The sequence below is a fragment of the Chryseobacterium sp. ISL-6 genome (genome assembly GCF_018613715.1).
Classification (GTDB): domain Bacteria; phylum Bacteroidota; class Bacteroidia; order Flavobacteriales; family Weeksellaceae; genus Chryseobacterium; species Chryseobacterium paludis.
This window is the reverse complement of the sequence record NZ_JAGGPT010000001.1, coordinates 450,526-464,114: the sequence shown is the minus strand read 5'-3', so window position 1 is coordinate 464,114 and position 13,589 is coordinate 450,526. Positions and strand designations below refer to the sequence as shown.

Annotated in this window: 13 protein-coding genes; 11 read left to right on the top strand and 2 right to left on the bottom strand. The window is 33.5% G+C overall.

Annotation, left to right across the window (positions count from 1 at the left end):
* Positions 1-28 precede the first annotated feature (28 nt).
* On the bottom strand, positions 29-1,813 hold the full coding sequence (locus J7E44_RS02160; RefSeq protein WP_214825120.1) for an alkaline phosphatase: 1,785 nt from the start codon (positions 1,811-1,813) through the stop codon (positions 29-31).
* A gap of 353 nt (positions 1,814-2,166) precedes the next feature.
* Between J7E44_RS02160 and J7E44_RS02155 the strand changes: the two genes are divergently transcribed.
* The 8 genes from J7E44_RS02155 to J7E44_RS02120 all read left to right on the top strand — a co-directional run bounded on the left by J7E44_RS02155 (position 2,167) and on the right by J7E44_RS02120 (position 10,251).
* Positions 2,167-2,781, top strand: coding sequence for a Crp/Fnr family transcriptional regulator (locus J7E44_RS02155; protein WP_251040453.1), 615 nt, complete (start codon positions 2,167-2,169; stop codon positions 2,779-2,781).
* A 284-nt stretch (positions 2,782-3,065) separates the two neighbouring features.
* Positions 3,066-3,566 (top strand): CinA family protein, encoded by a 501-nt coding sequence (locus tag J7E44_RS02150; protein ID WP_214825113.1) that lies wholly within the window; start codon positions 3,066-3,068, stop codon positions 3,564-3,566.
* Positions 3,567-3,674: 108 nt separating this feature from the next.
* Positions 3,675-4,382 carry a response regulator transcription factor gene (locus J7E44_RS02145; RefSeq protein WP_214825110.1) on the top strand — a complete coding sequence of 236 codons (708 nt, stop codon included), beginning with the start codon at positions 3,675-3,677 and terminating at the stop codon, positions 4,380-4,382.
* Positions 4,383-4,421: 39 nt separating this feature from the next.
* Positions 4,422-5,708: a sensor histidine kinase gene (locus J7E44_RS02140; protein WP_214825107.1), complete on the top strand. Its 1,287-nt coding sequence runs from the start codon at positions 4,422-4,424 to the stop codon at positions 5,706-5,708.
* Positions 5,709-5,778: 70 nt separating this feature from the next.
* Positions 5,779-6,537: a COG4705 family protein gene (locus J7E44_RS02135; RefSeq protein WP_214825105.1), complete on the top strand. Its 759-nt coding sequence runs from the start codon at positions 5,779-5,781 to the stop codon at positions 6,535-6,537.
* 52 nt (positions 6,538-6,589) lie between these two features.
* Entirely contained in the window at positions 6,590-7,018 is a 429-nt protein-coding gene (locus J7E44_RS02130; RefSeq protein ID WP_214825102.1) for a PepSY-like domain-containing protein, read from the top strand.
* Positions 7,019-7,023: 5 nt separating this feature from the next.
* Positions 7,024-9,447, top strand: coding sequence for a TonB-dependent receptor domain-containing protein (locus J7E44_RS02125; RefSeq protein WP_214825099.1), 2,424 nt, complete (start codon positions 7,024-7,026; stop codon positions 9,445-9,447).
* A gap of 15 nt (positions 9,448-9,462) precedes the next feature.
* Positions 9,463-10,251, top strand: a complete 789-nt coding sequence (locus J7E44_RS02120) for a phosphatase PAP2 family protein (protein WP_214825096.1) — start codon at positions 9,463-9,465, stop codon at positions 10,249-10,251.
* 68 nt (positions 10,252-10,319) lie between these two features.
* Here J7E44_RS02120 and pdxR read toward each other — a convergent pair whose 3' ends face one another.
* A complete protein-coding gene (gene pdxR / locus J7E44_RS02115; RefSeq protein WP_214825093.1) occupies positions 10,320-11,753 on the bottom strand; it encodes a MocR-like pyridoxine biosynthesis transcription factor PdxR in 1,434 nt (477 codons plus the stop codon).
* 100 nt (positions 11,754-11,853) lie between these two features.
* Between pdxR and J7E44_RS02110 the strand changes: the two genes are divergently transcribed.
* The 3 genes from J7E44_RS02110 to J7E44_RS02100 all read left to right on the top strand — a co-directional run bounded on the left by J7E44_RS02110 (position 11,854) and on the right by J7E44_RS02100 (position 13,566).
* On the top strand, positions 11,854-12,306 hold the full coding sequence (locus J7E44_RS02110) for a cupin domain-containing protein (protein WP_214825090.1): 453 nt from the start codon (positions 11,854-11,856) through the stop codon (positions 12,304-12,306).
* 139 nt (positions 12,307-12,445) lie between these two features.
* Complete coding sequence (locus J7E44_RS02105; protein ID WP_214825087.1) at positions 12,446-13,333, top strand: dihydrodipicolinate synthase family protein; 888 nt, start codon at positions 12,446-12,448, stop codon at positions 13,331-13,333.
* Positions 13,333-13,566: a thioredoxin domain-containing protein gene (locus tag J7E44_RS02100; protein ID WP_214825084.1), complete on the top strand. Its 234-nt coding sequence runs from the start codon at positions 13,333-13,335 to the stop codon at positions 13,564-13,566. Before J7E44_RS02105 ends, J7E44_RS02100 begins: the two co-directional genes overlap by 1 nt.
* Positions 13,567-13,589 lie beyond the last annotated feature (23 nt).

The window sequence follows — 13,589 nt, the reverse complement described above, 5'->3', positions numbered from 1 at the left end:
GGTCTTTTTATATTACCAGGTTATTTTATTAATTATTTATATTCAGGGCTTTTAAAATTTTATGGAAAATTTCATTATTCTGATAAACACCCATAAAAAGATCAGCTTTTGGACCATAAGAAAATACGGGAATTAGCGTAGCAGAATGGTCTTCTGTAGTAAAGTCACCTTCAATCATACTGTTTTTTAGATTACCGTGAGGAATACTGAATCCACCAGTCTCATGATCAGCAGTAATGATCACTAAAGTTCCGGGATTCTGATCAGCAAACTGTATTGATTGACTAATCGCTTTATCAAAATCAATTCCTTCGGTAACGATTGTTCCAACATTATTGGCGTGACCACCGCTGTCGATCTGCGCACCTTCTATCATTATAAAGAAAGGTTTATTTTTATTTTTAAGAAACTGTAAACCATTTTGAACGACTTCTGGTAAAAGATTTCCACGGCCATTTAAAACTGATGGAACACCATTTTCTGACATAAAATAAGCTAATCGTGGGGATTTGCTTTCGGCAATATCTTTCGGCTGATCTACTTTGGAAAAACCTGACAGATCAGAGACTTTTGATTTGCCACCTGCAGCAAAGAAAGTCAATTTACTTTTACTAAGATCAGAAGCTATCTCTTTTTCCATACCTCTGTCTCTTTGATGTGCATAAAATGCCGAAGGTGTGGCTCCTACAATTTCGTCTGTAGTAATGACCCCTGTATTAAATCCTTTTTCAGAGAGCACCTCCGTAAGGTTTTGTATAGACTTTCCTTCAGAATCCACACCTATAAAACGGTTGTTTGTTTTTTTACCGGTTGCAAATGCCGTAGCACCGGCTGCTGAATCTGTGGTGAAATTATCTACAGCCGTTGTTTTAATGAATCCGATATTCCTCAGTTGTGTTAGTGTCAGCTGTCCTTTATTAGCCAGAACAGATGCGGAAATTTGAGAAAGTCCGTTTCCATCGCCAATGAGTAAGATTACATTTTTTACCGGTTCATTTTTATTTTCATACAAAAACTTTGGTTGGTAAATCTCAGAAAAAAGACTGTTTTTAAATGTATGGTCTTTTAAATTCTGAACATAGGTCACACATTCTTTTGGATGATCCGTATTAATGTAGTCAACCCCTGCATTGACAAAAAATTCCCAAGAGGTTTTTGAATCCGGAGTAGCCCAGAAACGTATTGGTTTTTTGAATGCTTTAATTTTTTTTATAATATCCTGTACTTTAGGGAGGTCATCAATCATTAAACCTCCTTTACCATTCCAGTTTGAATATCTTTTAAAATCCTGACTGATCATAGCTACCTTTTGCCATTGTTTTGGAGATAGATCTGCTAAACTCTGATAATCAAATGTTATAAAATCGGGATAAGAGTTATATTTTTCCGGTTTAGGCTGATTCCCTGAAATAACAAAAGTAAAGCGTTTTTGATTGGCAATCTTGGGATGTTTCTGGATTTCTGAAACAATTTTTTGAAGACTTGGCTCAGCATCAGTCTTAATATCAATGAGAATCTGAATAGGGCGATCGGAAGCTAAATTAAGTTCTAAAGCTTTCTCGATGGGTTTCAGATACAATTCATCTAGTGTTCTTTCCTTTTTGATTCCATTTTCATGATGAGCAACATACAGCTCATTATTATCCAGAAATACATCAGCTTCTATAGAGGATGCTCCAGATCCCAACGCATACCAGAATGGTATCTTCTGCTCATAATCATTGTGAGAATGGACTTTAGGATTTTGTGCAAATCCGTGTAGAGAGAATACAAATAAAATGAGCGTAGAGATTTTTGTTAAATTGGAAGTCATACTTTCTTTTTTAAGCTGATTTATTTTTAAACCAATCAGCAAACAGGATGCGAAATTAATCATAATTCATACTTCTAAAATCATAGCATTTCCCTCTAAAACCAATGTTAACAGGTAAATGCTTCATTGGAAGTTAATTGTGAGAATCTGTTTACAAAAAGTTTACAAAAATTTAATTTCTAACTTTAAAATTACCTAAAACCTATTCGAAGATGATGGTGTGGCTTTTGTATTAATAGCCTTTTAATAATAGCCAATACTGGAAAATTCCTATTATCTTAGATTAATGAAAACCTTTGTATTAATCAATGATTTTTACTATTTTTCTTTTTCTAAGTGATAAAAACAAGATTATGAAAACAATTAGCTGTATGAACATTGACCATGAGATTTTATATTCTTTTGGTGCTGAAAATAAAACCTACAAAAAAGGAGAATTGATTTTTAAAGAAAATGATCATGCTCTTCATTACTTTCAAATTGCTGAAGGCAAAGTAAAACTTAATAATTACAATGAGGAAGGAAAAGAATTCATTCAAAATATTCTGGGTAAAAATCAGAGTTTTGGAGATTCATTACTTTTTTTGGATAAAGTTTATCCAACTGATGCAACCGCTTTAGTATCATCAGAAATCATTAGAATATCAAAGGATAATTTCCTGAAACTATTGGAAATGCATCCTGAGGTTTCCTTAAGAATGAATGCCTGTCTTTCTCAAAGATTATATTATAAAGTATTGATGACACAGTATATGGCTTATCAAAATCCAACATTAAGACTTAAAGGATTAATGGAGTATCTAAAGAGCTATTCTGAAAATGACTGTCAGTTTGGTTTCCCTATAGAACTTACCCGTCAACAGATTGCAAATTTAACGGGTTTAAGGGTAGAAACCGTTATCAGAACTTTAAAAAAAATGGGCAAGGAAAATCTATTAAAATTTGAAAATAGAAGAATCCTCTATTAGAAACATGACTCAAATCATAAGAATGGGAAGCTGGTTGATCTATCTTTGATATTCTATTTCAGGATAAATGCTACTTTAATACTTAAAAAAACATTGAGTAATAAATTGATGTTTACAAATAGTTATGTCATTACATGATTGTTTTGTGAGAATACTTTAATCAGATCTAACCATTAGAGATAGGTTAATATATTGTAAATCAAAGTATTATTTAAAGTTATTGTAAGTGCAGAAAATTTAGCGTTTAAGTAAAGGGTATTACCAATCACATAAAAATTATGATTATGCAGTTTCAACAAAATTTACTTGAATACATCAGTCAGTCCCTACTGACCACCGGGGAAACGATATCTGTAGCAGAGAGTGTAACTTCAGGATTATTGCAACTTGCCTTCTCGCAAATGCCCAGTAGCTCATTGTTTTATAATGGCGGAATCACGGCTTATACAATGTCTGAAAAAGTAAAATTTCTCAATATAGATAAGGAGGAGGCAGAAGTATACGATTGTGTATCAGAAAATATAGCAGAAACGATGGCATTAAATGTTGCAAAATCATTTGAAACGGATTGGTCCATTGCTATTACAGGTTACTGTACTCCTGTAAGAAGTTCATCATATAAAATTTTCTGCTATTTCTCTTTTTCATATAAAGGCGAAATTATTTTAACGAAAAGACTGGAATTACATCATAAAACACAAGCTCTAGATGCTCAATTATATTTTACAGAATTTATTCTGGGATGTTTTAAAAGTGAACTTAACCAAGTATTGATCTTAAAATAAATTCAGTAAAATCAACTTTCAGCCATCAAAAAATTAATTTCATTAATATTTTACAGCTATTTTATTATATTCAAAATTTCTTCTAAATTGGATCTGTAAATTGGTCCAATGAAAATACTGATCATAGAAGATGAAACTGAACTGGCAAAAAGCATCGCTGAATATCTTTCAGAGGAAAGTTATTTATGTGAATTTGCTACCACGTTTCACGAAGCAATGAATAAAATAGAGTTGTTTCAATATGACTGTATTTTATTGGATATTATGCTTCCAGATGGTAATGGACTGAACATATTAGAAGAATTAAAGAAACAGAACAAGCAGGATGGTGTGATTATTATCTCTGCTAAAAATGCATTGGATGATAAGATCAAAGGTTTACAGCTGGGCGCTGATGATTATCTTACCAAACCCTTTCATCTCTCTGAACTAATGGCCAGGATCTATTCTATTATCCGAAGAAAGCAGTTTAACAATTCGAATATCATTAAGCAAAATGAACTGCAAATTGATCTTCTTGCTAAAACCGTATTAATTAACGATAAAACAGTGGCTCTTACTAAAAAGGAATTTGATCTGCTTATTTATTTCATAGGAAATAAAAATAAAGTAATTTCTAAAAGTACTTTAGCAGAGCATCTTTCAGGTGATTTCGCTGATATGCTTGACAATCATGATTTTGTGTATGCACATGTGAAAAACATGAAGAAAAAGCTTTATGATGCAGGCTGTGAACATTATTTAAAAACAGTTTATGGAACAGGATATAAATGGGAAGCAGGGACTAATGAGAGAGAAGACTATCATTCTCAATAATTTGTAATTTTATTTCTAATTTCTAAACTGTAAACTCCATTGAAACCACTTCTAAGTAAAACGACAAAACCTTTTCTGATCTATGTGCTTATCATATTGATCATTAGTATTCCTGTTTATTATTGGGTTGTGGATGCCATTTGGAAGGGGGAATTGGACGAGCACAATATTACTATTGTAGAAAAGACCGCTTTTGAATTTAATCATTTGAATCTCTCGGAATCAGAACTCGAAAAAAGTGTTCTTCTATGGAACAAAATTCAGCCTGGAACTAATATTGAACAAATTCCTTTTAATTCCTTAAAAAAAGAACAAACCTTTACAGTAGAAAAACAAAAAACATTCGTAGATAAGCCCGAAATAGAACGATACAGATGTCTAAAAAAAGTAGTTTATATTAATCATAAACCCTTTTTATTTACAGTAGAAACTAATATTGAAGAATCCCATGAGACAATTGCTGTTATTGCTGCTATCACTGTTTTTTTCTTTATGCTGATTGTTTTAGGACTCTTATTTTTAAATCGAAAACTTTCTACTTCTATATGGAAACCTTTTAGAAATACATTAGAAAAGTTAAAGACTTTCAATCTTAACACTCAAAACAAAATTGAATTTGACTCAACAGATATTATTGAATTTGAAGAATTGAATTTATCATTAAAAAGACTGATAGAACATAATGTTTCAGTGTATAAAACTCAAAAGGAATTTACTGAAAATGCTTCTCATGAATTACAGACTCCTTTAGCTATTATCAAAAATAAACTTGATATTTTAATGCAAAATGAAGATCTTACTGAGAAACAGTATCAGATTGCTGAAGAGATCAACAGGGCCTTAACAAGAAGTTCGAGGATTAATAAAAATCTTTTATTACTTGCAAAAATTGAAAATCTCCAATTTGCGGAAAATGAAAATTTACCTTTAAGCGAACTGCTTCATCAAAGTCTGGAAATATTGAAGGAGCATTTTGATCAAAAGCATATTGAGATTCAGGCTGAAATTATGGATAGTGTATATGCTACCGGAAACAGGACTTTAACTGAAACTCTTATTAACAATCTTCTGATTAATGTAGTAAGACATACGTCAACTAATGGAACATCAAGGATCGAACTTTCTCAGCAACAGATGATGATTTCTAATTCAGGATCTTTTTCATTAAATGGAGACAATCTGTTTAAAAGATTTTCAAAAGCATCTACAGATCATAATGGGAGTGGGTTAGGGTTAGCTATTGTAAAAGAGATCTGTACTCATCAGGGATGGATCTTAGATTATTACTTTAAAGATAATCAACATACTTTCTTTATAAAATTTTAAGGCTCGTTTTCTATTATTCATTTTATTCGAAATATCTACAAAATTGAGGATGAACTTTGAATAAAAAAATATGAGAACACTGAATAAAGTAGCTGTGATAAGTCTTCTTTTCTGGTTGATGAAAATAACGGCTACGACTTTGGGGGAGACTCTGGGTGATTTTATTTCTATGACCCTTAATTTTGGTTATACAGTTGGAATTTTTATCACATTTTTACTCTTTATCATCACGATATCCATTCAGCTAAAGGTAAAAAGATATATTCCTATTGTTTACTGGCTGGTCATTGTGGGAACAACAACATTGGGTACAGAAATTTCTGATTTTATAGACCGAACATTAAAAACCGGATATCTATTGGGAAGTTTACTCCTTATCACTGGGCTTTTAACAACCCTTTTCCTATGGTACCGAAAATATAAAAATCTTGAAGTATATCCTATTTTTGAAAAGTCTAAGGAAATATATTACTGGATAGCAATTCTTTTTTCAAATAGTCTGGGAACGGCATTTGGTGATTTTCTGAGCGACAATTTGGGGTTAACTTACCTAACTGGAGCGTCTGTCACCGGAATAATTATTCTTATCGTTATTCTAGTTCATTATTTCACAAAAATTAATCATGTTCTCCTATTTTGGATTGCTTTTGTTTTTACGAGACCATTTGGCGCTACATTCGGTGACTTCCTTACTAAACCCATTTTAAAGGGTGGGCTTGATCTTGGAACTCTTAATGCATCCTTAGTATCGTTGGCCTTATTGTTTTTAATGATCCTTATTTCGCATAAAGAGATAAAGAATTTGAAATCTCAAGACCAGATATTCTAAATTTCTTCTAAATCATATCCGATCATTGTATCATAAATTAAAATGTAATACAATGAAAAAATTAGTGGTTCTTTTAACAGTCATTGCCGGTGCTGTTTTAATACATGCGCAAAAAATCCAACATAAAAGTGTTCCGGTGTCTGTTACTTCTGCATTACAGAAACAGTATCCGGAAGCTAAAAAAGTAAAATGGGAAAAAGAAAAGGACAATTATGAAGCGGGATTCCTATCAAAAGGATTGGAGCAATCCGTTTTGTTCAATGCTTCAGGAAACATTATCGAAACAGAAGTCCCTATCAATGTTAATGCTCTTTCTGCATCAATTAAACAATTCATTCTTAAAAACTATCCTAATCAGAAAATAAAAGAGGCTGCAAAAATAAAAGATTCAAAAGGTATTATAACTTATGAGGCAGAGGTAAATGGAAAGGACCTAATTTTTGACAATGACGGAAAATTTTTAAGAGAGATTAAAGACTAAAAATAATGATTAGAATCAAGCTGTTCATATTTTCAATAGTATTGTTGTTTTCCTCTTTTGCCATTGCTCAGGTTTCCTCAGTAACTGTTTCAGGGATTGTAAGCAATACCAATCATTCCGGACTTCCTTACAGCCGCATTGTTTTAAAATCTCCTAAAGACAGTGTATTTATTTCCGGAACAATTACTAATGAAGAGGGTAGATTTGCTCTTACCGAAATAAAACCAGGAAATTATCTGATAGAAATTTCTATGGCAGGCTATAATTCCCATACCCAGTCTCTTTTTATTGGCAGTCTTTCAGAATTCCTGGATATTCCGCCTATAGAACTTCAATCAAATAGTAATGCTAAGGAGACAAAAATTGAAGAAGTTGTGCTAACAGGCAGTAGAAAAAACGAGGTAAGTAATCAGCTTGATAAGAAAACCTATTCTGTTGCCGATAATATCAGTCAGAATGGCGGATCTGTACTTCAAAGCATGCAGAATCTACCCGGTATTACCGTTCAGGATGGTAAAATTCAGCTGCGGGGAAATGATAAGGTAACGGTTTTAATTGAGGGTAAACAAACTGCCTTAACAGGATTTGGAAGTCAGACCGGTTTGGATAATATTCCTGCTTCAGCTATTGATAAAATTGAAATCATTAATAATCCATCTTCAAAGTATGATGCCAATGGAAATGCCGGAATTATCAATATTATTATGAAGAAAAATAAACAAAATGGCTGGAATGGTAAAGTGGGATTAACATTGGGATTAGGTTCTCTTTGGGAAAGAAAACAAAATCTTCCAACGATCAGACCACAGTATACGACAACTCCAAAAATAAATCCTTCTGTTTCCCTTAATTACAGGAAAAACAAAATAAATGTCTTTTTACAGGCTGATAATTTATACACAGAAACACTTAATAAAAACGAATTTGTAACCCGTACTTATGATGATGGAACAGTTATTAACTCTCAGCTAAAAAGAAACAGAAATACTAATTTTCTGACAACAAAATCAGGGATAGACTGGAATATTGACAGTCAGAACACGCTTAACATTTCAGGGCTTTATGGAAGTGAAAAGATTACAGACAAGGGTGATCAGCCATTTTTTAATGGTGGCCTTTCTCAAAGGCTCCGTTTATGGCAATTTTTAGAAGATGAACTGAAAACTACCGTAATGGCTACTGCGGCCTATCAGCATAAGTTTAAAGAAGCCGGGCATCTCTTGAATATTGGTTTTAATTATACATTCCATAGGGAAGATGAAAAGTATTTCTACGACAATTTTCTGCCCTTATCTTCAGGTACTGATGCTTTTAAGCTTTTATCTGACGAACAGGTGTATGACTTTAATATTGATTATGTAAAACCTCTTAAATACGGACGAATTGAAGCTGGTATTAAACTGAGAAACAGAAGTATTCCTACAAATATGAATTTTATACCAGGAATAAATTCTGTGATCGACGCTAATGCCGGAGGATGGGCAAATTATAAAGAATTAATTCCGGCTATATATGGTAATTATGTTTTTGAAAATAAAAAATGGGAAGCTGAATTGGGGTTAAGAATGGAATATGTAAGAATTCAATATGATGTAAATCCTAACCACCCAACTTATACAAGTAGTGGATATAACTACACGCAACCATTTCCCAACCTTAGGGTTGCCTATAAACTAAATGACCGGAATAAATTTTCTATATTTTATAACAGGAGAGTAGACCGTCCTAATGAAGTAGATATCCGCATATTCCCTAAATATGATGATGCTGAAATCATTAAAGTAGGAAATCCGGGACTGAGGCCTCAATTTACAAATTCAATAGAGTTGGGATATAAGTACAATTGGGATAATGGCTATTTATATTCCTCATTTTATCATCGTTTTTCAAATGGAACGATTACCAGAATTTCAAGTATTGTTCCTGAAAGCACACTGATATATGCCATATTTCAGAATGCAGGAAAAAGTTACAATTCAGGAATTGAAGCGATCTGGAATCAAAAGATTTCATCAGTTTACTCTTTCAATATCAACGGAAATATGTACAGAAATCAGATCAATGCTTTTACCGTTGAAAATCTATATCCACGACCGAATATTTTTTCTGCTGATCAACAGACTGCTATTTCAGGAAATATAAAATTAAATAATGTTTTTAAATTTTCTAAGGGGATCAGTGCACAGCTTACTGCAGTTTATCTAGCTCCTGATATTATTCCGCAGGGAAGAATAGGTTCAAGATTTTCGATGGATCTGGGTATGAAAAAGTCAATTCAAAATGGTAAGGGAGAATTGTTTCTTAATGCTTCCGATCTATTGAATACAATGGTCATAAAAAAACAAATACAGGGTGCCGGATTCAGATATACCAGTGATGATTATTATGAAACTCAGGTTGTCAGATTGGGATACAGTTATAAATTTTAATTCAATAAAATTCAAATGAAAAGTTTAATCGTAAGCTTGGTTTTAATTTTCGCAAGCTTTCAAAATATCAATGCTCAGGATAGTTTGGCTGTCATTACTGTTAAAGACAGTACATCTGCTCCCTTACCATTGGATAGGAATGATACAAGCCATCAGTTTACTTATAAAAAACTTATCATACCGGCGGCACTAATTACCTATGGTGTTGCAAGCTTAGGAATCAAAGAGCTCAAAAACCTGAATTCTTCAACACAGTACGAAATCAGTGAACATAAACCTGATCATATAAGATTGGATAATTACACTCAATTTGCGCCAGCTGTTCTTGTTTATGGTTTAAATGCCGCAGGAATAAAAGGAAAACATAACTTCAGGGACCGAAGTATTATCTATGGAACTTCTTTGTTAATCTCTTCTGCCATTGTAATGCCTCTTAAGCATATTGCCAAGGAGGAAAGGCCGGACGGTTCCAATAACCTTTCTTTTCCTTCCGGTCATACTGCAATGGCTTTTGCTTCTGCCCAGTTTATGTTCAGGGAACATAAAGACACCAATATCTGGTTAGGTATTTCAGGATATTCATTGGCTGTTTTTACGGGAGTATACCGGATGTTAAATAATAAGCATTGGTTTGGAGATGTAGTAGGTGGTGCCGGTTTTGGTATTTTATCTACAGAATTAGCATATTGGTTATATCCAAAAATAAATAGCCTTTTGGGTGGTAAGAAGGAAAAATCACAAACCATGATAATGCCTTTTTATCAACAGGGGAATGTTGGAATTGGCTTGGTTAAAAATTTTTAATGTTAAACTTACAAGAATATCTGTATAGAAATTCTTATTTAAATTGGCTTTCCAATAGGAGAGCCATTCTATTTTTGACCACTCAATATTTGCCCAATGATCTTTATGCTTTGCTCCAATTGGTCTTCAGAAAGTGAACCATAACTTAATCTGAATCCGTTTACGGACTCTTTAAAGCTATATCTCTCAGGATGTATTATTTTAATATTATTATCTAGTAGTAAAACAGTTACATTGTCCCAGTTTATATTTACTTTAGGTACAATCCAGAAAGCTAATCCACCATCTGGTAGATTAAAATTTGCATGCTCATTTATATGTCTTTTTAAAAGGTCATGTACAAAATCTCTTTTATTTTTATAATGGATCGTTGCTTTTTTTATGTGCTTTTTAACAGCTCCATCCTTTATAAGCTGCAAAACAGCCTGTTCCATAATAACATCCCCCTGTACATCTATTATTTTTCGTAGTTCGCCTATTTTTTGAAGAAGTGTCTGATTTTTAGTAGCTAAATATCCGATTCTTAATGCCGGAGCGACAACTTTACTCATCGTTCCAATGTAGACGTAATTGTTTAATTCAGGAAAACTTGAAAGTGGAAGAATAGGACGATATCCAAAATGAAATTCATTATCATAGTCATCCTCAATGATGGTAATCCCGTGTGCATTTGAAAGTTCAATCAATTTCAATCTTCGAGCTAAACTTAAAGTAACCGTAGTAGGATACTGTCTGTGAGGGGTTACGTAAATAGCTTTTATTTTTATTTTCTTATTTAAAAGTCTCATAATATCTTCCACCATTAAGCCTTCATGATCGACTGATATGGGTAAAAGTTTTGCTCCAGCATGTTCAAAAGCTTTCCAGGCTGGTTTATAACCAGGATTTTCAACAATTACATGATCACCAGGATTTAGCAGACTTTTTGCGGTAAGAAACATGGCCATCTGACTTCCTCTGGTAATTGAAATTTCATTTTCATTGGTATTCATTCCTCTTTGGTGATTGAGCATCTGGGAGATGGCCTTACGGAATTCGATATCTCCATGTACCTCAGTGTAGCCCATCATCTGCCATTTGGCTTTTCTGTTGAATATTTGCCGGTAAGCCCTCGCGAGTTCAGTTATAGGCGCTATTTTACTATCCGGATGACCATCATCAAAATTGATTAAAAATGGATCAGCAGAATTTGTATTCTCGCTGGTCTCTTTTTTATCATTTTTAAATCTTATACCTAACGAGGGCAATTGATCAGATACAAAAATTCCTTTTCTCTCTTTTGAGATTACCCATTCTTCATTGATCAAGACCTGATAAGCTTCAACTATGGTATTTCTGTTGACCATCAACATAGATGCAAGAATACGGCTTCCCGGAAGAGCATCTCCTGCTTTTAACCTTCCGGATTGTATGTCTGCAATTATAGTATCTGCAATTTGAAGATATACTGCTTTTGCTAATTTCTTATCTATTTTGAATTCCAATTTCCAAGGACGCAACATCTGGACTATCTATTTTTATTAAAACTGAATCATTTAACTAGTCCAAATATAAAATATTTTTGTAAAGCAATAATGCAAGAAACATTAAATTTTTTAAATCATGGAAAATGAAAAATTCAGTTCAAAAGACTTTCACAAAACTTTTGCCAGACCCGAGTACCAAAAACCAAGTCACCTCATTCATAAAAATGTAGAAAAAGCTGGTGAACACGATCAATTTTCAACCGAAAGAAAACATCCCGTATTCTTTGTCGATCTACCCAGTAAAAATGTGAGTATGACCATCGGAGGTTTGCTACCTGGGCAACAAACCAATAAACACCGCCATACTTATGAGACTGTATTGTATGTTATCGAAGGAAAAGGCTGGACAGAAATAGAAGGTGAGAAAGTGGAGTGGCAAGCAGGTGATGCAGTGTATATTCCATCTTGGGGATGGCATAAGCATCAAAATTTGAGTGATACGGAACCGGCTAAATATATTGCCTGTGAAAATGCACCCCAATTACAGAATTTAGGAGTTGCACTAAGAGAAGAAGAAGGAAGAGATTAGGAAGTAAATTTCATTGATACAAAGCATAAATGGCACTCAAAAAAACACACATTACAGCATATTTGTCATTTATAAAGATCAATATTATCCATTTGAAGTCTTTGCATTAGATTATTAATATCAACTAAAAAGAAATTACATGAAAAATGTTCCATTTAAAGGGATCATTGCGTATCCCATTACTCCTTTTGACCATAACGAGAAAATAGATATTCCACTCTTTAAAAGACTTGTTGAAAGATTAGTAATATCAGGAAATCATGGTATTGCTCCTTTAGGAAGTACAGGAGTACTGCCATATCTTTCCGATGAGGAAAAAGAGGCAATTACTGAAACTACAATAAACCAGGTAAACGGAAGGATTCCAACCCTTGTAGGAGTTTCTAATCTCACGACCGAAAGAACGGTTTATCATGCCCGGTTTGCAGAAAAAGCAGGTGCTGATGCAGTAATGATTATTCCGATGAGCTATTGGAAACTAACAGAAGATGAAATCGTTGCTCATTATGATGCGGTAGCAAGCAAAATATCCATCCCTATTATGGCCTATAATAATCCTGCAACCGGTGGAGTAGATATGTCTCCTGCTTTATTAAAGAGACTACTGGAAATCCCTAATGTTACCATGATCAAGGAAAGTACAGGAGATATCCAGAGAATGCACTATCTGAGAAAAGAGCTGGGCGAAGATGTTGCTTTCTATAATGGTTCAAATCCGTTAGCACTTGCTGCATTTGCTGCAGGAGCAAAAGGATGGTGTACAGCAGCACCTAATTTAATTCCTGAACTCACTATAGGCTTGTATAATGCCATTGAAAATAACCAATTAAAAGAAGCGCAGGATATCTTTTACAAGCAAGTTGAATTACTCAAATTCATTGTGGCTAAAGGACTTCCAAGAACAGTAAAAGCGGGTCTTAATATTTTGGGCGAAGAAGGCGGAAACTTAAGAAGCCCTCTAAAACCTTTACCGGAAAAAGAAGTTGAAGAATTAAAAATAATTATTAAAAACCTTAAATATCCATAATGAAAAAGTCAGTTTTTTATCATGCAGGATGTCCTGTATGTCTTAGTGCGGAACACGATATCATCGACCTTATCGGCGTTGAAAATGTAGAAATCATTCATTTGGGAGAAGACACAGACAAGATCAAGGCAGCTGAGAGGGCAGGTGTACAATCTGTTCCTGCTCTGGTTACTCCTAATGGAAATGTATTGCATATTAATTTTGGAGCGTCACTGGAAGATGTAAAGAAATAAATAAAAGAGGCTGTTTTTTGCGA

Excerpts from the sequence above, each read along its gene's own strand:
- J7E44_RS02125 (WP_214825099.1), top strand. The coding sequence starts at position 7,024 with ATGATTAGAATCAAGCTGTTCATATTTTCAATAGTATTGTTGTTTTCC.
- J7E44_RS02110 (WP_214825090.1), top strand. The coding sequence starts at position 11,854 with ATGGAAAATGAAAAATTCAGTTCAAAAGACTTTCACAAAACTTTTGCC.
- J7E44_RS02160 (WP_214825120.1), bottom strand. The coding sequence starts at position 1,813 with ATGACTTCCAATTTAACAAAAATCTCTACGCTCATTTTATTTGTATTC.
- J7E44_RS02155 (WP_251040453.1), top strand. The coding sequence starts at position 2,167 with ATGAAAACAATTAGCTGTATGAACATTGACCATGAGATTTTATATTCT.
- J7E44_RS02135 (WP_214825105.1), top strand. The coding sequence starts at position 5,779 with ATGAGAACACTGAATAAAGTAGCTGTGATAAGTCTTCTTTTCTGGTTG.
- J7E44_RS02145 (WP_214825110.1), top strand. The coding sequence starts at position 3,675 with ATGAAAATACTGATCATAGAAGATGAAACTGAACTGGCAAAAAGCATC.
- J7E44_RS02150 (WP_214825113.1), top strand. The coding sequence starts at position 3,066 with ATGCAGTTTCAACAAAATTTACTTGAATACATCAGTCAGTCCCTACTG.
- J7E44_RS02100 (WP_214825084.1), top strand. The coding sequence starts at position 13,333 with ATGAAAAAGTCAGTTTTTTATCATGCAGGATGTCCTGTATGTCTTAGT.
- J7E44_RS02120 (WP_214825096.1), top strand. The coding sequence starts at position 9,463 with ATGAAAAGTTTAATCGTAAGCTTGGTTTTAATTTTCGCAAGCTTTCAA.
- pdxR (WP_214825093.1), bottom strand. The coding sequence starts at position 11,753 with ATGTTGCGTCCTTGGAAATTGGAATTCAAAATAGATAAGAAATTAGCA.
- J7E44_RS02130 (WP_214825102.1), top strand. The coding sequence starts at position 6,590 with ATGAAAAAATTAGTGGTTCTTTTAACAGTCATTGCCGGTGCTGTTTTA.
- J7E44_RS02105 (WP_214825087.1), top strand. The coding sequence starts at position 12,446 with ATGAAAAATGTTCCATTTAAAGGGATCATTGCGTATCCCATTACTCCT.